At 70.0% G+C, this 22,338-nt stretch carries 20 protein-coding genes; 10 read left to right on the top strand and 10 right to left on the bottom strand.

Annotated features, from left to right (window positions below):
• The first annotated feature begins 284 nt into the window (after positions 1 to 284).
• On the top strand, positions 285 to 656 hold the full coding sequence (locus VKV26_24490; GenBank protein ID HLZ73075.1) for a zinc-ribbon domain containing protein: 372 nt from the start codon (positions 285 to 287) through the stop codon (positions 654 to 656).
• 97 nt (positions 657 to 753) lie between these two features.
• Here VKV26_24490 and VKV26_24485 read toward each other — a convergent pair whose 3' ends face one another.
• The 5 genes from VKV26_24485 to VKV26_24465 form a co-directional block, all read right to left on the bottom strand.
• Positions 754 to 1,869 (bottom strand): hypothetical protein, encoded by a 1,116-nt coding sequence (locus tag VKV26_24485; GenBank protein HLZ73074.1) that lies wholly within the window; start codon positions 1,867 to 1,869, stop codon positions 754 to 756.
• A 206-nt stretch (positions 1,870 to 2,075) separates the two neighbouring features.
• Positions 2,076 to 2,207 (bottom strand): hypothetical protein, encoded by a 132-nt coding sequence (locus VKV26_24480; GenBank protein HLZ73073.1) that lies wholly within the window; start codon positions 2,205 to 2,207, stop codon positions 2,076 to 2,078.
• A 71-nt stretch (positions 2,208 to 2,278) separates the two neighbouring features.
• Positions 2,279 to 2,767 (bottom strand): hypothetical protein, encoded by a 489-nt coding sequence (locus VKV26_24475; protein ID HLZ73072.1) that lies wholly within the window; start codon positions 2,765 to 2,767, stop codon positions 2,279 to 2,281.
• A 213-nt stretch (positions 2,768 to 2,980) separates the two neighbouring features.
• Positions 2,981 to 3,226 carry a hypothetical protein gene (locus VKV26_24470; GenBank protein ID HLZ73071.1) on the bottom strand — a complete coding sequence of 82 codons (246 nt, stop codon included), beginning with the start codon at positions 3,224 to 3,226 and terminating at the stop codon, positions 2,981 to 2,983.
• Positions 3,227 to 3,522: 296 nt separating this feature from the next.
• Positions 3,523 to 4,377: an amidohydrolase family protein gene (locus tag VKV26_24465; GenBank protein HLZ73070.1), complete on the bottom strand. Its 855-nt coding sequence runs from the start codon at positions 4,375 to 4,377 to the stop codon at positions 3,523 to 3,525.
• A 260-nt stretch (positions 4,378 to 4,637) separates the two neighbouring features.
• Between VKV26_24465 and VKV26_24460 the strand changes: the two genes are divergently transcribed.
• The 3 genes from VKV26_24460 (at position 4,638) to VKV26_24450 (ending at position 6,904) form a co-directional block, all read left to right on the top strand.
• A complete protein-coding gene (locus VKV26_24460) occupies positions 4,638 to 5,135 on the top strand; it encodes a DUF4383 domain-containing protein (GenBank protein HLZ73069.1) in 498 nt (165 codons plus the stop codon).
• A 195-nt stretch (positions 5,136 to 5,330) separates the two neighbouring features.
• Entirely contained in the window at positions 5,331 to 6,131 is an 801-nt protein-coding gene (locus tag VKV26_24455) for a trypsin-like peptidase domain-containing protein (GenBank protein ID HLZ73068.1), read from the top strand.
• Positions 6,128 to 6,904: a hypothetical protein gene (locus tag VKV26_24450; GenBank protein HLZ73067.1), complete on the top strand. Its 777-nt coding sequence runs from the start codon at positions 6,128 to 6,130 to the stop codon at positions 6,902 to 6,904. The genes VKV26_24455 and VKV26_24450 overlap by 4 nt, the downstream gene beginning before the upstream one ends.
• A 152-nt stretch (positions 6,905 to 7,056) precedes the next feature.
• On the opposite strand, the gene VKV26_24445 is transcribed toward VKV26_24450, so the two are convergent.
• Positions 7,057 to 8,856, bottom strand: coding sequence for a diguanylate cyclase (locus VKV26_24445; GenBank protein HLZ73066.1), 1,800 nt, complete (start codon positions 8,854 to 8,856; stop codon positions 7,057 to 7,059).
• A 499-nt stretch (positions 8,857 to 9,355) separates the two neighbouring features.
• Here VKV26_24445 and VKV26_24440 point away from each other — a divergent pair, with 499 nt between their 5' ends.
• The 4 genes from VKV26_24440 to VKV26_24425 all read left to right on the top strand — a co-directional run bounded on the left by VKV26_24440 (position 9,356) and on the right by VKV26_24425 (position 13,680).
• Positions 9,356 to 9,958: a hypothetical protein gene (locus tag VKV26_24440; GenBank protein HLZ73065.1), complete on the top strand. Its 603-nt coding sequence runs from the start codon at positions 9,356 to 9,358 to the stop codon at positions 9,956 to 9,958.
• A gap of 216 nt (positions 9,959 to 10,174) precedes the next feature.
• The gene (locus VKV26_24435) at positions 10,175 to 11,467 is read left to right on the top strand and encodes a CBS domain-containing protein (GenBank protein HLZ73064.1); all 1,293 of its coding nucleotides are present in this window, start codon (positions 10,175 to 10,177) and stop codon (positions 11,465 to 11,467) included.
• Between the two features lie 174 nt (positions 11,468 to 11,641).
• A complete protein-coding gene (locus VKV26_24430; GenBank protein HLZ73063.1) occupies positions 11,642 to 13,093 on the top strand; it encodes an Nramp family divalent metal transporter in 1,452 nt (483 codons plus the stop codon).
• A gap of 119 nt (positions 13,094 to 13,212) precedes the next feature.
• Complete coding sequence (locus VKV26_24425; protein HLZ73062.1) at positions 13,213 to 13,680, top strand: OsmC family protein; 468 nt, start codon at positions 13,213 to 13,215, stop codon at positions 13,678 to 13,680.
• Here VKV26_24425 and VKV26_24420 read toward each other — a convergent pair.
• On the bottom strand, positions 13,677 to 16,070 hold the full coding sequence (locus VKV26_24420) for an HlyD family efflux transporter periplasmic adaptor subunit (protein ID HLZ73061.1): 2,394 nt from the start codon (positions 16,068 to 16,070) through the stop codon (positions 13,677 to 13,679). The two genes, VKV26_24425 and VKV26_24420, sit on opposite strands and share 4 nt — an antisense overlap.
• 253 nt (positions 16,071 to 16,323) lie before the next feature.
• Between VKV26_24420 and VKV26_24415 the strand changes: the two genes are divergently transcribed.
• On the top strand, positions 16,324 to 17,634 hold the full coding sequence (locus VKV26_24415; protein HLZ73060.1) for a hypothetical protein: 1,311 nt from the start codon (positions 16,324 to 16,326) through the stop codon (positions 17,632 to 17,634).
• 67 nt (positions 17,635 to 17,701) lie between these two features.
• Here the strand turns inward: VKV26_24415 and VKV26_24410 are convergent, their stop codons facing one another.
• A complete protein-coding gene (locus VKV26_24410; GenBank protein HLZ73059.1) occupies positions 17,702 to 18,256 on the bottom strand; it encodes a Uma2 family endonuclease in 555 nt (184 codons plus the stop codon).
• Between the two features lie 95 nt (positions 18,257 to 18,351).
• Positions 18,352 to 20,271, bottom strand: a complete 1,920-nt coding sequence (locus VKV26_24405) for a TIGR03960 family B12-binding radical SAM protein (protein ID HLZ73058.1) — start codon at positions 20,269 to 20,271, stop codon at positions 18,352 to 18,354.
• Positions 20,272 to 20,468: 197 nt separating this feature from the next.
• Between VKV26_24405 and VKV26_24400 the strand changes: the two genes are divergently transcribed.
• Positions 20,469 to 21,254 carry an enoyl-CoA hydratase-related protein gene (locus VKV26_24400; GenBank protein ID HLZ73057.1) on the top strand — a complete coding sequence of 262 codons (786 nt, stop codon included), beginning with the start codon at positions 20,469 to 20,471 and terminating at the stop codon, positions 21,252 to 21,254.
• Here VKV26_24400 and VKV26_24395 read toward each other — a convergent pair.
• Positions 21,241 to 21,462, bottom strand: coding sequence for a hypothetical protein (locus VKV26_24395; GenBank protein ID HLZ73056.1), 222 nt, complete (start codon positions 21,460 to 21,462; stop codon positions 21,241 to 21,243). The genes VKV26_24400 and VKV26_24395 overlap by 14 nt on opposite strands.
• Positions 21,463 to 22,338 lie beyond the last annotated feature (876 nt).

Raw genomic sequence — 22,338 nt, 5'->3', positions numbered from 1 at the left:
ATTATGTTGCAGGCAGGCGGCGAGGTTGGGCGGTGGCGCCGCGGGCGCTCACCAGCGCTGTACGCCCGCGGCGGTGGATCTGGGGCACACAGCTCTATCGGCTATGGAAACAATCTCGCACCAGCGCGCGAAAATTCTGCCGTTGCAGGTGTGCGTAACTGTCGTGTGTGTGCTATGATGTGATCGGTACGTCTTCCAGCCAGAGGCTCTGCGAAGGGGCAGCCAGCTCCTCGCCGCATGCTCGATGACCGGACCGGTACCACACCATATTGGAGGGTCATCGAGTGACCACCTTCGCAGACAAGTCCCTAACCTGTGTCGAGTGCGGCAGCGAGTTCGTCTTTACGGCGGGTGAGCAGGAGTTCCACGCTCAGAAAGGCTTCACGAACGAGCCGCGTCGCTGCCCGTCGTGCCGTTCGGCCCGGCGCGCCAGCCGCGACGGCTATTCGGGCGGCAGCTACGGCTCGGGCGGCGGCTACAGCTCCGGTCCGCGTGAGTTCTTCACGGCGACCTGCGCGAGCTGCGGCCAGGAGGCGCGCGTGCCGTTCCAGCCGCGCGGCGACAAGCCCGTCTACTGCTCCGACTGCTTCCGCAACGTGCAGGGCGGCGGCGGTTCGTACGGTGGCGGCGGCGGCCGGCGCAACGACCGCTGGTAAGCCAGCTCCCATACACCAACAACTGAATAGCCGCGATGCGGGCCGGCAGTGTTGCCGGCCTCTTCGTTTGCCCGCGCGAGACACCGCCGCGCCCGGCTCAGGGCCGGGCAGGTGTCGGGATCGGCCGGTGCTCGTCCGGGGCGGGTAGCGCTGGGAATGCAGGTCCAGCCACCGGCGTGGCCGACTCCACCACCACGCGTGCCCGCGAAGCGCCGTGACCGCCGGCATCCCGCACGATCGCCACGCCCGCGACGGCGATCGTCACCAACCACATCAGCGCCGCCGCGACGTTCGTAGCCCAACCGTTGCGCCATTGCGATGCGGGTATGCGCAGCGGCACCGGCTCCGAGCGCTCTGCCGGCGCCGTTGCCGGTTCGGCCGTTTGCCGGCGAGGAGCGGGCGGCGACAGCGTGGCCGGAGGTGGATTCGCTCGCTGGGGCGTGCCGGACGGCGCCGCGCTTGCCCGCGGCTGATCGGGTATGGTTGCCACGGGTTCATCGGGAAGTACCTGGACCGCGTCTGCCGGGAGCGCGGGGGCGGATTCGGTGGCCGGGCACGGCGGCCGCGCGAGCGCGCCCGCGGTCGCGCCGAGCGGCCAGCTCCCGTCGAACAGGGCCAGAAAGGCGCTGGCCGTGGGCGGCCGCGCCGCGGGATCGTCGGCGAGCGCCATCAGCATCGCGGCCAGCGCGGCAGCCGGCGGCGGAGAGGGCTGCGCCTGCAACGCGCTGCGCAGGCTCGCATCGTCGCGTGGTGGCGCGTCGCCCGTGAGCAGCGTGCAGGCGAGCGCGCCGAGCGCACGGATGTCGTCCTCAGTGCTGGCGGCTTCACCGGGGCAGGGCGGCGCAATGTGCTGAACGCCCAGCAGCACACGGCCGGACGGCTCCAGCAGCGCGTCGCGCGCCAGCCAGCGGCAGCGCAGCCCCTCGTCGTGCAGGGCATCGAGCGCGGCGCACAGGGGCTGCAGCAGAGCGATCACCTCCGCCAGCGGCAGGCCGCCTGCCGTCGTCGCCAGGCGGGCCAGCGATTCGCCTGTCGCGCGTTCTACGCGATAGCTCGGCGGATCGCTCCGCTCATCGATGGCGGATACGGCGGCGATGTGCGGGTGCTGAAGCCGCTTCAGGCTGCGCGCGGTCTGCAGAAACCGGCGCCGCGCCTCGGCATCGCCGGCCAGTGCCGGCGCGAGCCGGCGCTCCTCAAACCCGACGATGGTCATGATCGCGTCCCGCCGCGCCGGCCGGGCGGCGAGCCACTCCCCGCGTGAGTGCCAGGCATGCGGGTGGCCGGCAACACGACCGGACTCGCCCGTTGCAAGCCGGTTACGAGGGCCAGCCTAGCGTACTTCAAGGAACACGTCACGGGGGCCAGGTATCTGGAATCTTGCAATCTGCCGATTACCGCCGCATCGAGGCGGCTCACGGCTCAAACGGCGCCGCCGAGGGCGATGCTGCCCAGCTCGAGCATGAGGAAGGCGAGCCCGAAGGCCGCCGGCACGAGCAACGCCACCAGCGCCAGCCGGCGAGAAGGCTGCGTGAGTCCGTGGATCTGGCGCATCCCGCGCGTCCTTTCACATCTCGTCACATCTCGCATCCGTCTGGAGCCGCGCCGCGCGCGGGAATCCGTATTCAGGGCCGCGCGGGCGGCCCGTCGCGGCAACCTGAATCGGGAGCGGGCCGCGAGCCGGTTCCGAAGCCAAAGCGAGATGGGTATCGAGTTGTGTATCGAATGCTGGCCCGCTCAGTAGAGGGCGCGGCGCGGCACAGACGTGGCAGGCGCCGCGCCGCCGAGCAGCTCGGGCCGGCAGAGGGGCAGCGCTGGCCCTTCAGCCTGATCGGCAGCGTGGCGCCGCCGGTGCAGGACAGCGGGTTCGAGGCGCCAATCGGCGTCGTGATCCGCGGGCGGCTGCCATGCGTCGCGCCGGCAGACGGCGGCGCGATGCTGATCTTCGCCGACTGCTGCGCAAGCTGCTGCCAGCCCAGCACGCTGCCCACGCCGAGCACCATTCCAGCCAGGGCCGCGGCAACGACCGGCCGCCACCATGGCCGCTCGCCGCGCCGCCGCGGCAGCGGCACGGTGTGTTCCAGCTCGAGTGGCTCGCGCTCGCCATGCTCCATTCAGGCCCCTCCCGCCCACGTCAGGGTCGGCACGCACCGGACCGGCTCCGTTCACTTCCGGTCAGCATAGGAAGCACGAGTATGGCCGCACCGTAACGGAAGCGACCGCACGGTGGTGAGGTTGCGCACAGCGACGCGGCGCCTGGTCGCCGTGCATAGGAAGGCCCCGCTCCGGTAGCCGGAGCGGGGCCGGGAGCACTGAGCGGCGAGCGCCTACGCCCGCTTCGGCCCGTTGACCTTGTAGTCGCCCAGGTGGTCCTTGTCGAAGCCGACCCGCACCCGGCCCGCCGAGGCGCTGCGGATGCAGTCGGTGGCGAGCCAGTAATCCGGCTGCGCCGAGGCATCAACTTTGAAGAAGCGGTCGCGCACCTCCTTGACCTTGCCGATCTGGTCGCCATCCATGGTGAAGATCGGCGTCCCCGGCGTTAGCCCGCCATACATGGTGTTTTCCAGCGTCATGGCTGTCTCCTCCGATCGTCTCGCCCGGCACAGACGTGTACGAGCCAGAGCCGGCTCGGTTCCGCTACGCCCGACCGTCACAGCGTAGTGCGCATGCGGAGCGCTTCCATCACACAGAGGGGCTAGCGGTGTGCTGCCCGGTGGGCGCAGGGCGGCTGATCCGATCGGGTGAGTTCCACCCGTCGCCGCTCGCCACCGATCGCGACCAGGCACTCCGGCAAGGCCGCGAGGTGACTCCGCATGCGGCGCGGGGCGGCCTTCGCCATGCCGCGTGACGTGCGCCGCCGGGGTTTCGCTCAAAATTCCAGCTTGAGCAGCTTCTTCGCGTTCTCCAGCAGGATCTTGGGGCGAACCGCGTCGGGGAAGGGCGCGGCCTCGAAATCGCGCAGCCAGCGGTCGGGCGTGATCGCGGGGAAGTCGCTGCCGTAGAGCGTGCGATCCTGCAGCAGCGTGCTGCAGTACTGCACCAGGTTCTGGCTGAAGTACTTGGGCGACCAGCCGGAGAGATCGATGTAGACGTTTGTCTTCAGATTCGCGATCGAAAGCTGCTCATCCACCCAGGGAAACGAGGGATGGGCCATGATCACGGTCAGGCCGGGGAAATCGGCGGCCAGATCGTCGAAGTAGGGATAGGGGCGAGAGTAGCGGTTCTTGTAACCACCCTGGCCCGGCGTGCCGGCGCCGACGCCCGTCTGGCCGGTGTGAAACAGCGCCGGCACGCCGAGGGCCGCGATCGTCTCCCACAGGGGGTAGAACTTCGGATCGTTCGCCTCGAAGCGCTGCGTCGTGGGGTGGAACTTGAAGCCGCGCAGGCCCAGCTCCTCGATGCAGCGCCGCGCCTCGCGCACGGCCAGGGCGCCGGTGTGCGGGTCTACGCTGCCGAAGCCGATGAACTGCTCCGGATGCTTGCGCTGCAACTCGGCCATCCAGTCGTTGGAGCGGCCGCTGTCGTTGCCCGACTGGCTGCGCTCATCGATCCAGAGGATGCAGGCGATCAGATCGCGGTCTTTGTAGTACTGGTAAAACTCCTCCGGGTCGGTCGGCGTCTTCTCGCCGCGGAAGTACTGCGCCATCTGCTGTTCGCGGGCGATCGCCGCGCTGCTGCCCGGCCGCGCCGGCGCGTGAACATGGATGTCGATCGCTTTGGGCATGGTCTGCTCCGCGCATACGGTTCGACAGCGGCGGGGCCGGCAGTCAGCCGCAGTATAGCGCGGCGCTCGGTTGGCCAGCCGCTCTCCCCGGGCGGGCGGCAACCGCAGTCTACCTCCTGGCGCCGTGCCTCCTACCCCCTTCGTGCCGCGGGTGTGCGTCCATGGCGTTATGGCCCACCGCACCGCGCAAGGCGATGGTAGACGTGGAAAGGCGGCCGTGGGTGCGGAGAACGCGGTCCCAGCCGCCGCGGGAGGATGCGATGATCGACCGTGAACGGGACGAGAACGTCGCCGTTACCGAACGGCGCGTCATCTGGGCGCCGTGGAGTCCGGCGCAGCTGGTGGCGCTGGCGTTCGGCGTCTTCTTCGTGGTGATCGGCGCCGTGGCAATGGCGCGCGGCGGGTTGGACGCCAACACCTTCGATTCGAAGATCGTCAACGTGCTTGGCTTCGACCACACGGCGCTGCTCGGCGTGATCGAGCTGGTCTTCGGGCTGCTGCTGTTGCTGGCCGGCGCGCTGCCCGGCGCCGGCCGGGGCACGATGGCGTTCCTCGGCGTTGCGGCGCTCGGCTTCGGCATTGTGGTGCTGGCCACGGCCGATCAGTTGCGCAGCACGCTCGGCGTCACCACGGCGAACGGCTGGCTATACGTGATCACCGGCATCGTCAACCTGGTGGTGGCCATGGTGGCGCCCGTGATCTTCACGCGCCAGCGCCACGTCGCCGGCTACCGCGACGACGTGCTGCACCGCGTCTAGCAGAGTCCATCACCACTCATTGCCCGGGCGGCGATGTTTTGCTCGCCTCGACCGCTCCCTCGCCTCGTGCGCAAACGGAACGAACGAGGCGAGCAGCGCGCCCGCACCGCCGCAGCCCACGGTCTCCGCCCTCCGCTGTGCGCCCTATAATGCAACTGTCCGGCACATGGGCGCGTCCGGCGGGGGAGGGGCGGTATGCGGGGGTTGTGGTGGAGCGCGGTCTTAATCGGCGCCCTGGTGGGCGGCATCACCGGGGCGGCGTTGATGTTTGGGCTGACGCAGGCATTCGGCGGCAGCGGCGGCGGTGGGCACGCCGCCGGCACGGGCCGCGGCGTGCTGACGGGTGCGGATCTCAGCGCGCGCAATGGCCTGGACGCCGCGGCCATCTACGACGGCGTGCGGCCCTCGGTCGTCGTGGTCGATACAACGACGGTGACGCGACGCCGGCGCGATCAGGGCGAGGGCAGCGGTATCGTGCTGGATACGAACGGTCATATCCTCACCAACAACCATGTCGTCGATGGCGCCACGCGCGTGCAGGTGACCCTCGCCGACGGCAAGAGCTACACGGCGAGCGTGCTGGCGACCGATCCCAACAACGACCTGGCGGTGATCGGCATCACCGCGCCGTCGGGCTCGCTGCACCCGGCGAAACTGGGCGACCCGGCCGCCCTGCGCGTTGGCGATCCGGTGCTCACGATCGGCAATCCACTCGGCTACGAAGCCACGCTCACCGAAGGGGTGATCAGCGGTGTGGACCGTACCTTCGACGATGGCAACGGCGACACGATGCAGCACCTGCTGCAATCCGATGCGGCGATCAACCCCGGCAACTCGGGCGGGCCGCTGATCAACGGGCGCGGCGAGGTGGTCGGCGTCAACACGCTGCTGGACAATACGGATGGCACGTCGGAGTTCTCCGGCATCGGCTTCGCGGTGCCGATCGACGCGGCGAAGGGCGTCATCGCCCAGGCGGGCCAGGCAAGGGGTCAATGATCTATATCTCGGGAATGGAGGGCGGCTCCGGCGCGGGCGAGGCGGCGAGCCGCAAGGCGGGCTGGCTGCGCGGCGGCCGGCGCAGTGCGGCGCAGAGCGCCGCCGCGCAGCTCCTCGACACACTCAACACGGCGATCGCGAACCGGGCACGCGCCTACGGGACGCAAACGTCCGCCCCGGCGCCGCCCGCGCCACGACGCGGCAGCGCCCGTTCATTCCCTGACCCGGCGCCGGAGGACCGGCCACGCCGCCCCGAATTCACCCCGGACGGCCGGCCGCTGCCGCCCGACGGTTCGACGCCACCGCCACGCGGCGCTGTAACTGCCGGCGCCGGCGCCCCTGCGGACACGCCGGCAGAATTTGGCGCCGACGGACGACCCTTGCCGCCGGACGGCTCCGCGCCGCCGGCGCGGCCGCGGCCGGAGACAGGCAGCATACCCGCGGGCGAAGCGGCCCCACCATCCGGCGCCCGCATGGCGCCGGGATCCGCAAGTACCACGGGCCGAACACCGCCGGCGCCGCGCATACGCGGTGCACCACTGCCGCCGGGTACGGCGCCGGCGGCGCCGGTCGGGCATACCTTCGCGTCGCGGCCCGTGCCCGCGCCGCCGGGCGAGTTCCTCTTCGACGTGCGTTGCTCCTGCGGCGCGGGCATGCTGGCGCCGGTCAAGCTCGACGATCTGCGCCGCGCGGCCGCGCGCGGCCTCTCGCCGGCCGCCGCGATCGCCATCGCCACGCAGGACGCGCTCGATGCGATGCACTGCGGGCGCTAACCGGTGAACGCAAAGCGGGCGATCGATCGGCACAGGCTGCTCGGGATAGCGCCGCGAGCCGGTGCTGAATCCATACCTGCGGGTCCAGAGGCATGGCTGCCGCGAAGGCGCGGGCGACGATCAACGGGGCGGCGGCAGCCTGTCGTGCTGCGCTAGGCGGTACAAATCACATCCGGCGGCTGATACTCGAAAGTGCCCCCGCCGCCGCGCTTGGCGACGTACATGGCCACGTCGGCGCAGTGGATCAGCGCCTCCGGTTCGCCGGCATGCCGCGGGAAGAGCGCGACGCCGATGCTGGCGCCCACCGGCACGAGCCGCCCGTCCACCAGGAACGGCGTGCGGAAGGCGCTCACGATCTTGCCGGCCGCTACCGCGGCGCCGCGTGTGTCGGTGCCCGGCAGCACCACGGCGAACTCATCGCCCCCGAGGCGCGCGACCGTATCCGTCTGGCGCAGGGCGCCGAGCAGCCGGCCACCAATCTGTCGCAGGAGCCGGTCACCGGCACGATGTCCGAGCGCATCGTTCACGGTCTTGAAGCGGTCGAGGTCGAGGAAGAGCAGCGCCAGCGACTCGTGGTCGCGCACCGCTGCGGCGATGCCTTGCTGCAGGCGGTCATAGAAGAGGGCGCGGTTGGGCAGGCCCGTCAGCGCATCGTGCAGCGCCTGGTAGCGCAACTGCGCCTCGGTTCGCTTCCGCTCGCCTACGTCGCGAGCGATACCGTGCACGGCCGCGGGCCGGCCATGGTTGCTGATCAGCCGGGCGCTGACCTCGAGCTGCAGGCAGTGGCCATCTCGCGCCAGGAAGGCGATCTCGTAGGTCGCGGCGCCGTCTCCGGCCAGCAGGCGTTGCGTTTGCTCCAGCGCCTGGCCAGCGCCGAGCGGGCCGCCGATCTCCTCCATCACCAGGCGCAGCACCTCGTCGAGCGTGTAGCCCAGGGTGCGCAGGCCGGTGTCGTTCATGCTGAGGAAGCGACCGCTCAGATCGTGGGTAAACATCATGTCGGTCGCATTCGTGAACAGCTCGCGGTATCGCCGCTCGCTGGCGGCGAGCGCTGCTTCCGCGCGGCGGCGCTCTGTGACATCACGCACGATCACGGAGGCGGCGCTGACGCAGCCCGCGTCAGCGCCGATGGGAGAGACGGTCACGGAGAGTCGCCGCCGCTGACCGTGCTGATCGCGCAGGTCGGCCTCGTTATTCACCGCAGCACCGCCCGCCGCGCTGCGCCGCAGCATCCCTTCGATCGCGGCGGCGTGGCCGGCCGGCAGCACCGTGCGCAGCGGCCGGTCGAGCGCGCCGGCGCTGCTCACGCCATAGAGCCGTGCCGCCGCTTCGTTCCAGGCAAACACGGTACCGTCGAGACTGCAGCCGATCATCGCGTCGTCGGCGCTTGCCACGATCGCCGCAAGCGGCCGCAGATCGGCCGCCGACTGCCACAGCGATGTGACGTCGGCGATGCTGCACACTGTGCCAAGCACCCGACCGGCGCGGCCAAGCACGGGCACACAATCCACCTGCAGCCAGCGCTGGACGCCGTCGCGCCGCAGGAGGCCGAGTGTCGCGCCTCGAACGGCGCGGCCGCTGCGCAGCGTCAGCGCTAGCGGCCAGTCACGCGGGCGCAGCCGTGCACCGCCGTGGGAGATCAATCGCAGGGTACGGGCGGGGTGCGCCGCGGTTGCAAGCTCGGCAAAGCTGACGCCGAGCAACGCCTCGGCGGCGGCGTTCAGCACCAGTGGACGGCCCATCGCATCGGTGATCGCGACGGCGCAGGGCAAGGCGCCGCAGAGGGCCTGCACCTCGGCCGCGCCTAGCGCTGCGCCGCCGATCAAATCTACTGCCCGCGTGGCAAGATCCGCGGGGCTGTCTGCGGGGCTGTCTGACGAGGTATGGTCCGTCTGGCCGGACGTGGGCTGGATCGCGTCTGTGCCGGCGTCCGGCTCAACCGAATGCATCATCGTGCTTCGCCGTCGCTCGCGACTCCCCGTTTCGACCCGGCCTGCTTGCCGGCTCAACAGGTCTGTTCAGATGCTTCCTGCGCGGCGATAACCCGTCCGCCAGGAGAAGCTCGTCCGCGTCTTCGCTCGCCGGCCGCACGGTACCACACTACGGTGGGCTAGCGTCTCCCCCAGATCGGCTACTGCCCGGCCACCGTTTGCCGCTCGCCCCGTAGGGCCGCTGTCTTGTCCGGGCAGCTTGCCGAGCATGGCTCGCGGACCGGCGAAGCGAAACACTCGGCCGGTACGGAGAGCGTCGCGTCCCAGTGTACGGTGTCGGCGCGGCGCGATCGCGGCCGACCGGCCGTGGAGCATTGCGAGCGTGCATCGCCGCCCTGGTTCGTCCCAAACCGTCACTATGTGGACACTATTCTGTTGTAACTTTGTTAGAGTAGCGCCGTTTTCCTCTGCGAGATCGGCGGCCGGCCGTCCCGACTTCGCCGTAGGAGGACACAACTCCATGCCCACAACCGCAAGTGGCGCCAACCACCCGGCAACGTCATCCCCGCGCCGCAGGCCCCGCAGCCTCGGCCTCTACCTGGCGCTCGGCGCCGGCAGCCTCGCCCTGGTGCTTGCCTCGCTCGCCTTCAGCCAGACGCCCAGTCGCGCCGACGACGGTGGCGACGGATCCGGCTGCGCGACGGCGACCGCAACCACGAACGAGTCCGCCACGGCAACGGACACCCCGGCAGCGACCACCGACATGGCGTATCTTCACCACCAGGACGACGGCGGCGACGACAGCACCCCCTGCGCCACCGCCTCCAGCACCGACGCTCCCGACGGCTCGGCGACCGCCACGGGCACGGCCTCAACGACGGCGGATGACGGCGGAGACAGCGGCCCCGGCAACTCCGGCGCGGCGCACAACTGCCCGCACGGCCCCGACGGCGTCCACGGTCAATGTGTGAGCGCGGCGGCTCAGGGCGGAGCCGACGGCGGCGCAACGGCCACCGACACAGCCGCTCCAACCACGACTGCGACCGCGACGGCAACGGCCGGCGCCTCGACGACCTCAAGCGACGGCCACGGCAACGGGCACGGGCACGGGCACGGACACTAACGGGCGCGGGCGGGCGGCGGGCGAACCGGTTCGCCCGCCGCCCGCCCGCGCCCACCCCGCCCTCACTCGCCGGCACGCACACTCTGCTACGCCGGACCCGGCGCATCGGGCGTCTCGCTAGAACTTCACACCCCGCGTCGCGCTCCCGGTGCTGTGGCGCGGGCGCCCGCCTCCGTATACTGACCGTGCCGAGCACGGCGGCGTGGAGGTGAGGCGATGGCCATGCGCAGTCCTGTGCCGCTGGCCGCCCTGCCCGTGCCGGCGCTCTTCCTCTCGCAACTGCTCGGCGGCGAAGTGCGCGATCGCGCCGGCGACAAGATCGCGATGCTGCGCGACCTGGTCGTGCGCCTCGACCCCGATGAGCCCTACGACCGCGTGATCGGCATCGTCGCCGGCATTCGCCGCCGCCCGTCCTATATCCCCTGGGACCACGTGGGCGAGCTGGAGGGGCGCGACATCGTGCTCAGCTCCACCACGCTCGACCTGCGCCCCTTCGAGCGGCGTGAGGGCGAGATGCTGCTCGGCCGCGACGTGCTCGATAAGCAACTGGTCGACATCGAGGGCCGGCGCGTGATCCGCGCCAACGACCTGCAGCTCGTGCTGGCGGACGGCGCCCTTCGCGTGGTCGGCGTCTGCGTCAGCGGGCGGGCGCTGCTGCGGCGGCTCACCGGGCGCTACGGCCACGGGCTGGCGCCGGGCGAGCGTGTGATCAGCTGGGAGGACGTCGAGGGGTTCGCCGTGCGCAACCCGCAGGTGCGCCTGCGCGTCAAGTACGAGAAGCTTTCGCGCCTGCACCCGGTGGAGATCGCGCATATCGTCGAAGACCTCTCCGTGCGCCAGGGCGCCGAACTGGTGGCCTCGCTCGACGACGAGGTCGCCGCCGACACGCTGGAAGAGCTGAGCGAAGAGCAGCGGGCCGACATCCTCGAAGGGCTGGACGAAGAGCGCGCCGCCGACATCCTCGAACACATGGGGCCGGACGACGCCGCCGACGCCCTCGCCGAGCTGGATGAGGAGAAGGCCGAGAGCCTGCTCAAGCGCATGGAGGCCGAAGAGGCGCAGGACGTGCGCGAGTTGATGACCTATGAGGAGGACACGGCGGGCGGCATTATGACCACGGACTACGTGGTGATGCCGCAGGGCCTCACGGCGGCCCAGGCGATCGCGCGGTTGCGGGCGCTCGAATGGAAGCCGGAGTTCTTGCACTACGTCTACCTGGTGGACGACGAGCAGCACGAGAAGCTGCTGGGGGTGCTCTCGCTGCGCAACCTGATCCTGGCCGATCCGCAGTCGCCGCTGGCCGAGATCGCCGAGTCGGAGTTCCGCACGGCCGCCCCGGACGACGACGCGGTCGAAGTGGCGCAACTGATGGCCGAGTACAACCTGGTGGCGCTGCCGGTGGTCGACGCCGAGGGCTGCCTGCAGGGCATCGTCACGATCGACGACGCGATGGAGTGGGTGCTGCCGGAGCCGGTCCGCCACCGCCTCCCCCGCATCTTCCGCGGCTGACTCAGCGGCCGTATGCAAAGCTACGGCCCAGCGTGGATACTGAGAGCGTGAACGGTCCTTCGGCCCTAGCGGTCGCGGCGGCGCGGCGAGCGCGACACCGAGCACGGCACGCGAGTTTCGGGCGTGGCAGCTTTGCTGCCGCGCCGGGCGAGAGGCGCGCGATGGAGCAGGTCGGTGGCAGAGCCGAGGAGGACCCCGGGCCCTCTGGGACTGGGGGCTGCACTCCTGCACCGCTTCCGGCGCCACGCCGCACCGGACGCCGCTGCCGCGCGCCCCGAAAGCGCTGAACCGCACCGCTCGACTCCCTACGAACGACGCACGCAGCGCACCCTCGCCGCGCAGGGTGCGCTGCAAACGGCGATCCGCCGTTTCCACATCCCCCGTACGCCTCTGCTCTGGCTGGCGATCTTCGGCCCCGGCCTGATCGCGGCCAACGCCGGCAATGACGCGGGAGGCATCGCCACCTATGCCCAGGCCGGCGCCTCCTACGGCTACTCGCTGCTCTGGGTGATCCTGATCGTCACCTTCTCGCTGGGCGTGGTGCAGGAGATGTGCGCCCGCATGGGCGCCGTCACCGGCAAGGGCTTCTCCGACCTGATCCGCGAGCAGTTCGGCATTCGCTGGACGCTGTTCGTCGCGGTTGCGCTGTTCATCGCCAACACGGGCGTGGCATTCTCGGAGTTCATCGGCATCGGCGCGGCGATGGAGCTGTTCCACGTCTCGCGCTACATTGCCGTGCCCGTCGCCGCGGCCGTGCTCTGGCTGATCGTCGTGCGCGGTTCGTACAAGGCGGTGGAGCGCATCTTCCTGGCGATGACCGTGGTGTTCTTCGCCTACCCCATCTCCGCCCTGCTGGGCCACCCGGACTGGCTTGCCGTCGCGAAGGGCACACTTGTGCCCACGCTGCACGCCAACCCCGACTACCTCAAGGTGTTGGTCGCGCTGATCGGCACGACGATCACGCCGTACATGCAGGTCTATGTGCAGTCGGCCGTGGCGGAGAAGGGCATCACGCCGCGCGATTACCCTCTGGAGCGGGCCGATGTCTACGCCGGCACGATCTTCGGCAACCTGATCTCGTTTTTCATCATCGTCGCCACGGGCGCCACGCTCTTCCTGCACGGCGCCGGCGTGCAGATCAACACGGCCAGCGAGGCGGCGAAGGCGCTGGAGCCGCTGGCCGGCGCGGGCGCCACCGTGCTCTTCGCCGTTGGCCTGCTGGGCGCCTCGCTGCTGGCCGGCGCCGTGCTGCCGCTCACCACGGCCTATTCGGTGGCGGAGGCGTTCGGCTTCGAGAAGGGCGTCTCGATGGGCTTTCGCGAGGCGCCGGTGTTCATGGGTATCTTCACGGGGCTGATCGGCGTCGGCGCCCTGGTGGCGCTGATTCCCGGCCTGCCCGTCTTCCAGGTGTTGCTGATCATCCAGGTCGTCAATGGGCTGCTGCTGCCCGTGGTGCTGATCGCGGCGCTGCGGCTCACCAACGACGCCGAGTTGATGGGCCAGTACCGCAACGGCCGCGTGTTCAATTTCATCGCGATCGCCACCGTGGTCTTTGTGATCGCGCTCTCGTCGTTCCTGCTGCTGGCCACGGTGCTGCAGCCCTTCGGTGTCGGCTTCGGCAGTTGATCCGCCGGACCGCCGCTTTGAACTGCTGCCTCCCGCCTGCGAGAATGCGCTCGCAAGCGTGGCGCCGCTCACCGCCGGCCGCGCCACGCCGGGCCAACACGCGGCGGCGAGAGGGCAGCATGGCCGAGACGAGCGTGGTGGTGCGTCTGGAAGACGGTTTCGTCTTCCGCGGCACCGATGAGGACGGCCTCAGCATCGTGATGGACGCCAGCAAGGACGTTGCCGGCAGTCAGGAACGCGGCCCCAGCCCGATGCGCGTGCTGGCGATGGCGCTGGGCGGCTGCACGGGCATCGACGTGATCTCGATTCTGCGGAAGATGCGGCAGGAGGTCACCGCGTACGAGGTGCGCGTCTCCGGCCCGCGCGCCGGCGAACATCCGCACGTATTCACGGCGCTGGAGGTGGAGCACGTGGTACATGGGCGGGCGCTGAACCCGGAGAACGTGCGCCGCGCCGTCGAGCTGTCCGCCACGCGCTACTGCCCGGCCAGCGCCATGCTGGGCAAGGCGGCGCCGCTGCGACATCGCTACCGCGTGCTCGACGAAGCGGGCGCCGAGCTTGCCACGGGCGCGATCGGCGAGCCTTAGCGCCCCGGCCCGCCCCCCGGACCGACGATTACCTGGTTGCCGCCCCCGCCGAGTCCCTGCACCCCACCCTGGCCGAAGGTTGAACTCGCTGTCCGCTTGCCGGCCGCGGGCCTGGTGACCTTGTCGCCGGCCTTCAGGCCCGCGGTGACCTCCGTTACGGCGGCGCTGGCGATACCGCCCTGCGTACTCACCTTGGTCGGCACGCGCTTGCCGTCCACCACCACGTCCACCACCTGGTTGCCGCCGGCGTCGCGGTAGATGTAGTTCGCCGGCACCCCCAGCGCGTTCGTCTTCGCCTGCACGATGATCTGAATGGAGCTGGCCGAGGCGCCAACCGGCGGCAGCGGCTGGCCCGGCGGCACCGTCAGCGTAATCACCACCGGATAGAGCACCACGCCCTGCGTGGTCGCGCCGCTGGGCACGATCGTGGTGATGAAGCCGGTCAACCTGGTGTTGGGCAGCGAGTCGAGCGCGACGGTGACCGGCATGCCGGCGGCGATCTGCCCGTAGGTCGTTTCATCGACCTGCGCGTCGAGCTCGATGTTGGTGGTGTTCACGATCTGCGCGATCGTCGTGCCGCTGGTCACCTGGTCGCCGGGATTGCCCGCCACCGTGGCGACGACGCCGCTGAACGGCGCGGTGAGCGTGGCGAAGGTCAGGTTGTTCTGCGCCGTGAGCACCGCCTGGTGCGCCTGTGTCACGCTCTCGGTCGCCTGCACGATATCGGTGGCCAGCGGCGGCGCCGTCGTCTGCGTCAGCTTCTTCTGCGCGGAGACGATCGTCTCGTTGGCGCTGGCGACGCCGCTCTGCGCCGAGGCGATCGCACTGTCCGAGTTGCCGGCGTTAGCGACGGCGTTGCTCACCCCGACGCCGGCCGTGCCCACCGCGACTTCGGCGTTCGCCTCGGCCGCCTGCGCGCTTTGCAGGTTCGCCTGCGCGCTCTGCAGCGCGGCCTGGGCGTTCTGCACGTCGGTGTCTTTGGGCGGCGCCACGGTCTTGTTGTAGTTCGCCACCGCCGTGTTGTAGCCCGACTGCGCCTGGTTCAGCGCCGTCGTCTCGCTACGGCCGGGCAGGTCAGCGAGGTTCAGATAGTTGTTGAAGTTGGTCTGCGCCGTGTCCAGCGCCGACTTGGCCGAGGTCACCTGCGCCTGCAACCCGCCGAAATCCTGCGTCGAGTACGGCGTCACCAGTTTTTGCAGGTTGTTGAGCGCCTGCTGGTAGGCCGCCTGCGCCGAGATCACCGCCGAACTCGCCTGGTTCACCTGCGTCTGCGCGTTCGTCTGCGATGTCGCCGCCGACGCGCTGCTGGCGCTGCTGGCGCCGCTGCTGCTTGGGCTGCCGATGGTGCCGCCGGTCGGGCAGGCCTCGGTGCCGTTGCTGAGCGAGAAGCAGGTGCTGGACGGCGCCGGCAGGCCCGTGGTCGCGGCGGTGGCGGCGTCGCTCTGCGCGTTGCTGAGGTTGGCCTGCGCGATGGCAAGCTGCTGCTGCGCCGTGTTCACGGCGAGCTGCGCGTTCGCCACGTCCAGCGGGTTGGGCGGCTGCGGCTGCGCGTTGGCCAGCGCCGCCAGCGCCTGCTGATAGCCCGCCTCCGCCTGCACCAGCGCCGTGTACTCCGGCCGCGTGACCATATCCGTGTGGTTCACGAGCCGGTCGTAGTTGTACTGCGCCGTATCCAGCGAGACTTTGGCCGCATCGACCGCCGCCTGCGCCACGGCGAGGTCCTGCGGGGTGGGGCCGTTGAGCAGCGCCTGGTAGTTATCCTGCGCGGTCTGCACCTGGCTTTGCGCCTGCTGCACGGTGGCCTGCGCGGTTTGTACGGAGTTGGTAGCCGTCGCCACCTGGTTCTGCGCCGTGGTGATGCCGTTGGCCGCCGTCACCTTGCTGGTGTTCGCGGTCTGGAGCTGGTTCTGCGCCTGCGCCGCCGCCGCCTGCGCCGCCGCCACCTGCGCCTTCGCCGCCTCGATCACGTCGGGCGTGGCGCCGGCCGTCAGCGCATCGAGCTTAGCCTGGGCGCTCTTCTCCTGCGACTGCGCCGTGTTCAACTGGATCTGCAATTGCGTCGGGTCTTCGGTGGCGATCACGTCGCCGGCGCGCACGCTCTGGCCCACTTTGACGTTGATCGTGGCCAGCCGGCCGGGATTCTGAAAGGCGAGCTTGGTGTTCTCCGGGGTCGTGATCGTGCCGGAGGTTTGCGCCGTCTGCGCGATCGTCTGCGGCTCGACCGTGATCGTGGCGAGCGGCGCGGCGGCCGTGCTGCCGCTGCCGAACGCCGCCTGGAACCCGTACCAGCCGAGGAAGGCGCCGCCGGCGAGCACCACCAGCAGCGCGATCGCCTGCCCGGGCGGGAACCGCAGCCCGGATTGCCGTGCCCGTTCGCCGATCGTCGCCATCGCTCCGCTCCCACACGCCCGCGGCGCTGCCGCCAGTCAGTATAGGGAGCACGCTGGGCATCTGCCTTAGAATTCTTTCAGCCAGCGCTGCGCACGCTGCGCGGCGACGGTTCGCCGCGGCACGATCGCCACGGCGTTGGCGCAATGCTTTGCCGTAGCGGCGCGTCATACTGATCGCAGCGCTTGGGAGAAGCGGCGGCGTGAACGCGCGTTGTCCGCGCGGGGCAAGCGCGACTGGCAAGCGAGGACGAGGGTGGCTGGCGCAGTCCGGCTGTTGTGTCTCATCGGCGTCGCGCTGCTCGCCGGAACGCTGGATGCCGGTCTGGCGGCGGGCGCGCCGGCACAGCCGGCGCCGTTCGCCGCCGCGCTCGCCTGCGACGCCCACAACCCCGCGATCAGCTTCCCGCTGCAAGGCGATGGCGCGGACACGCCGTTGCTGCCGGCGCCGTCGGGGCCGAACGCGGCGCTGGATACCGGCCTGCCGCGCATGGCGGTGCTGTGCCAGGCCGTCCTGCAGGCGCCGGCGTCCGGCGCCGCCTTCAGCCTGCCGGCGGGCAGCGTGAGCTTCAGCGTCTCCGGCCCTGGGCTGATCGTGGAGAGCGCCGCGCAGCTCGCGACCCTGCCCTGCGGCTCAGCGGCGCAGGGAATCGCCTGCACGGGCGCCGCCACATCCGGAGACGCGGCGGTGACCGGTCTGCCGGGGCTCGCGGTGCACATCGTCTTGCTGTCGAGGGCGGCGTTGCCGCCGCTGCCGGCCCCGGGCGCGATCAGCGTGCAGGCGCGCTACGCGGAAGATCCATCGCTCGGCGATGCGTCTGCTACGGCACAGGCCGCGATCGACCTGGCGCCGCCGAGCTACGCGCTGCTCGCCAGCGCCGATCAGCCACTGATCAGCAGCGGTCCCAACGCCGGCGTGGTGATCACGGCACGGCTGCGGCACGCGCTGCCCGAGAACTGCGCCGCGCTGGGCGACGGGCCGTATCTCTTCTGCCGCGGCGAGTCGCTTCAGCCGGGCGATGCCGGCGCGGAGGCGGGGACCGTGCGCTTTTCTACGGACCTGGGCGTCTTTGCCAACGGCGAAAGCGCGATCGACGCCGACTGCGGCGCGGGCGCCGGCGCTCCGCCCCTGGTGGCGCCGGCGCCGGGCTTCGATGCCCTCGTGCCCTATGATTGCAACGGGGCGAATGTGCGCCTTTCCGCCGCGGGCTTCGCCGGCGAGGCGACGATTAGCGCCGCATTTACTGGCGCGGTTACGGGCGCCACCGCGCAGGCCACGCTGTCGGTGACGATCGCCCCCAGACCGGCGACCTTGCCGCTCGCCGGCGGCTGCACTGCCGTGCTGGCGCCGGCCGGCCTGCCGTCGCACGCGCCGGTGACCGACCTGGTGGGCAGCATCAGCCCGGCCGGCGCCGTAGTGGCCATCTGGCGGCAGGACACGAGCAGCGGCGGATGGCTCGCGCTGTATCTGCGCGGCGGGCGAGCGCCGGTGGACGACGCCACCGTCGAGCCGGGACAGGCGATCTCGGTCTGCGTCGATGCGCTGGCCCAGTACCCGTTGGGCTAAGACCCGTATACCCGTGCTCCCGTGCGGTCTGTATGGTCGGAGGGCGAGCGCCCTTCCGGCGACGGGGCTACTCGAACAGCGTCGCCAGCGTAACGCGCACGCCGGGCAGCGCAACCGGCTCAACCACCGCCTCGCCGCGGAACAGCGTCTCGCGGTAGCGGCCGTCAGCTTGCCGGCGCCAGGCACGCAGCCAACGCTCGTAGGGATGGATCAGCCAGATCTCGGCGTCGCCGCGGCGCTGATACTCGGGGATCTTGGTGTTGACGTCGTAGTCGCCGGTTGACGGCGACCAGACCTCCACCACCAGCGGCATCGGCTCGTCGTACATCTCAAGGCCGCTTGAGTGTTCGGCCTGCTTTTTCAGTCGAGCGGATTGCGGCAACACGAACAGATCCGGCTGGAACGCATTCGTTGGGCTGATACGCAGCAGCGCGTCTTCCGATCGCAATCGGTAGCTATTTCGGTCTAGCTGTCTTGACAGGGTGCTTGTCAACCCGTCGATCGCATCGTTGTGCGGCAATGTCATCGGCGGCTTCTTTTGCAGGTGGCCGCAGACCAGCTCCCAGTGCCCATCGCCGTCCTCCAGCGCCACGCGTTCGTAGGTCTTGAAGCTGATCGGCATCACCCCACCTCGGATAGCCGCAGGCGGCCGCTCGCAACCTGCCGGCGCGTGCGGACGCCCCTGGCCCCTGGCACCTGTCATCCGTAACCGCTCACCTACACGGTGATCGGCACGATCGCCGGGCCGGCTCTGGCGTCGCGGCGCTGCACCTTCAATTCGTCCAGCTTCACCACACACTGTTCGGCCGGCAGGTTCTGCATGCCGCAGACGTTGCATGCCTCGCGGTGGCAGTCCAGCGTCTTCACCTTGTTCAGCGTGCGGTGCCACTCCTTGCGCTGGTAGGCCACGTTCACGCCCGAATCGATGTGCTGCCAGGGCAGCGTCTCGAACAGATCACGCTCGCGGTAGGCGTACCAACCGTCGTCCACACCCGTCTCGGCGAAGGCCTGCTGCCAGATGCGCCAGTCGTGGAACTCGCTCCAGGCGTCGAACTTCGCGCCGAGCTGCCAGGCGCGGTAGATTGCCGGACCCAGCCGCCGGTCCCCGCGCGAGAGCACGGCCTCCAGCAGGCTCTCCTTCGGGTCGTTCCAGGTGAACTCGACGCCGGCGCGGCGGCAGCCCTCGGCCAGCAGGCGGTGGCGTGGCTCCAGCTCTGCGGCCGTCGCCTGCGGGCACCACTGGAAGGGCGTGTGGGGCTTGGGAATGAAGTTGGAGGTGGAAACACGCACGCGCGCCCGGCCACCGGCGTACCTGCGGCCGATCTGCTTGACTTTGGCCGCCACGTCGACGATGCCCTGTACGTCGTCGAGCGTCTCCGTGGGCAGCCCGACCATGAAATAGAGCTTGATGCTGGTCCAGCCGTTCTTGAAGGCGTTCTCGCAGGCGCCGAGCAGGTCATCTTCCGTCACGAGCTTGTTGATCACGTCGCGCATGCGCTGGCTGCCGGCCTCCGGCGCCAGGGTAATGTTGTGCCGCTTGCCCTTGGAGACGGCCTCGGCCACGCGCACGGAGAAGGTGTCCACGCGCGTGCTGGGCAGCGAGACCTTGAGGCCGCGCTCACCGAACTCGGCGTTCAGCATCTCCACGATGTCCGCGATTTGCGTGTGGTCCGTGGTGCTGAGCGACATCAGCGAGATCTCGTTGTAACCGGTGTTATCCAGCAGCTCACGCGCCGCCTCGACGACCTCTTCTTTGGAGCGCTCGCGCACCGGGCGGTAGATCATGCCCGCCTGGCAGAAGCGGCAGCCCTGCGTGCAGCCGCGCTGGATTTCGATCGCGCCGCGGTCGTGGACGGTCTCCAGGTAGGGCACGATCGGCTTCGTCAACACGGGCGGCAGGAACTGCGCCACGCGGCGCATCACCGCCGGCGGCGCGGCCGGGTCGATCGGCACGGTCTGCTTCAGCGTGCCGTCGGCGTTGTACTCGGCTTTGTAGAGACCCGGCACATAGCAGCCCTGCACGCCGGCCAGCCGCCGCAGCAGTTCCGCCCGCGGGCCGCTCCCGCCACGCTTCCAGGCGCCGAGCACGTCCGCGACCTCCTGGATCAGCTCCTCTCCCTCGCCCAGCGCAAAGACATCGATGAAGTCGGTCATCGGCTCCGGGTTGAACGCGCCGCTGCCGCCGGCGATCACGATCGGGTCGCTGTCCGTGCGCTCGCGCGCCAGCACGGGGATGCCGGCGAGGTCGAGCATGTTGAGCACGTTGGTGTAGTCCATCTCATACGAGAGCGAGAAACCGACCGCGTCGAAGTCGCGCAGGCGGTGGCGCGTCTCCAGGCTCCAGAGCGGCGTGCCGCTGCTGCGCAGCTCGCGCTCCATGTCGGCCCAGGGCGCGTAGACACGCTCGGCCACGTAGTTCTCGTGACGGTTGAGCAGGTCGTAGAGGATGCCGAGGCCCAAATTGGACATGCCGATGTCGTACACGTCCGGATAGGCGAGGGCGATGCGCACGGCCATCGCCTCCCAGTCCTTCGTCACCTGGTTCCACTCGCCGCCCACGTAGCGCGCAGGCTTCGTCACCTTGCCCAACAGCGCCTCGATCTCCACGATCGGCGCGGTCGTCGCGGTTGCGTTCATGCAGAGACCTCCCGCCGGCGCAGGGCCGGCCCGCTCTATTGTATGCATGTATGCGCGCATTGGCGCGCGGCTCAGCGTCCAAGGCCCCCAAGCGTTGCCAGCCTTTCCTCCGGGCCACTCGGTGCACAACGGGCCGTGGCCGAGGCATCGCGCGCTGCCGTACGCTGAAGGGCAAAGCGCACCGCGGAGGAACGGCCATGGAGTACACCGCGATCGGTTTCGAACAGGACGGCGGCGTGGCGACGATCACGCTGAACCGGCCCGAGGCCTTCAACTCGCTGAACATGGCAATGGCGCAGGAGCTGTTCGACGCCGCGCACCGTTGCGACGCCGACCCGGCGATCCGCGCCGTGCTGATCACCGGCGCCGGGCGCGCCTTCTGCGGCGGCGGCGATCTGAAGAGCTTCGCCGCGCAGGCCGACACGCCGCGCCATCTGAAAGAGGTCACCACCTATTTGCACGGCGCGATCTCGCGCCTGGCCCGCAGCGACAAGCCGACGATCGCCGCGGTGAACGGCGCGGCGGCCGGCGCCGGCTTCAGCTTGATGCTGGCCTGCGACCTGGCGCTGGCGGCGCGGTCGGCGAAGCTCACGATGGCCTACACGAAGGCCGGCCTCTCGCCCGACGGCAGCTCCAGCTTCTATCTGCCGCGCATCGTCGGCATGCGTCGAGCGCTCGAGCTGACGCTGACCAACCGCGTGCTCAGCGCGGAAGAGGCCGAGGACTGGGGCATCGTCTGCCGCGCCGTGCCGGACGCGGAGCTCCTGCCGGAGTCGCGGGCGCTGGCGGCGCAGCTCGCGGAGGGCGCCACGCTCGCCTTCGGCAAGGCGAAGGCGCTGCTGCGCGGCAGCTTCTCCGAGTCGCTGGAGACGCAGATGGAGAACGAGACGCAGGCGATCTCCGAGCTCGCGCGCACGGCCGACTACCGCGAGGGCAGCGCCGCCTTCTTCGAGAAGCGGGCGCCGCGCTTCAGCGGGCGATAGGCTCGCCCCGCTCGCCGGCGGATTGCCCGCAGAGCCTGCTGGCGCGGCGCCGAAACGCCCGATTCCACGCCGCGCCGGCCAGTGTCGGCGCCGCCACTGCCATGCCCGCGGCGATGAGCGCGTGCCCGGCGACGAACAGCGTCTTGCCCGCCGCGCCGGCCAAGAGCAGCGCTCCCAGCGCGGGCGCGGCGCCGTTGCTGCTGTGCAAGCTGCGACGCAACCAGCCAAAAGGCCGCTATCGATTGCGTAATCGCCGGAGTCACGGTCGGGGGGGTAGTGGATGGAGAGTCACAAGCAGTGTGCGCTCCACGAGGCCCACTGTGCCAGCACCAAGCAACCGTCTTCCTCTACCGCGCTTCGCGGCCGGAGCGATGGGGGCGCGGGGTTCCGAGGACTGGGGGGCTTCCCTGCGAATAGCGGCTCCCCACTCTTGCATGCGGGCGACCGCTATCGCTAAATCGCTGCTATGGGCACCGAATACCCCGCGGGCAGAGGACGATCTGCTCTCCGCTTGCCGAATACGCGAATGCGCCCTGACCCGGATCAAGCGACGTTGCTCGCCGAAAGGCGCCGACCTCAGTATCATACAGGTACACGAAAGTATCCCCAGATGGTGCCAAGACCGAGACCGGACCGCTGTATGGGTTGCCAATCATGATGTACTGGCCGGACGGCACGGCGATTGAGAGTGCAGTGCCTCCGGTTAGCGCATCGGGGACGGATGGCGGAAGGGCGACAGCAGTCGGCTGCGAAAAGAGCGCCCAATAGCCTAGACCCGCAGTAACCCCCGGGCCGTGAGGCGCCGATACGATCCCGTGGGAGACCGATTCGTAGGCAACATCACCGGCCTGCAACGTATAAACATCGCCCTCCGTAGCCGTGAGATCGGCCTGTGGCGGCAAGCCCACGAGATTCCATCCGGACGGAAAGACTACCTGTGGTGTGAACCGCCCCGGGTATCCTGGAGGCTCCGGACTTTGAGAGGACGGAGCAATGGCAAAGGTGACCAGGTACCCTGCCGAGTTACGCGAACGGGCGGTGCGCATGGTGGTCGAGCACCGCAAAGACTATGCCTCGGAGTGGG

The sequence above is a fragment of the Dehalococcoidia bacterium genome, assembly GCA_035310145.1.
Lineage (GTDB): Bacteria > Chloroflexota > Dehalococcoidia > CAUJGQ01 > CAUJGQ01 > CALFMN01.
The sequence above is the reverse complement of the archived record's forward strand: the minus strand, read 5'-3'. Positions and strand labels throughout refer to the sequence as shown.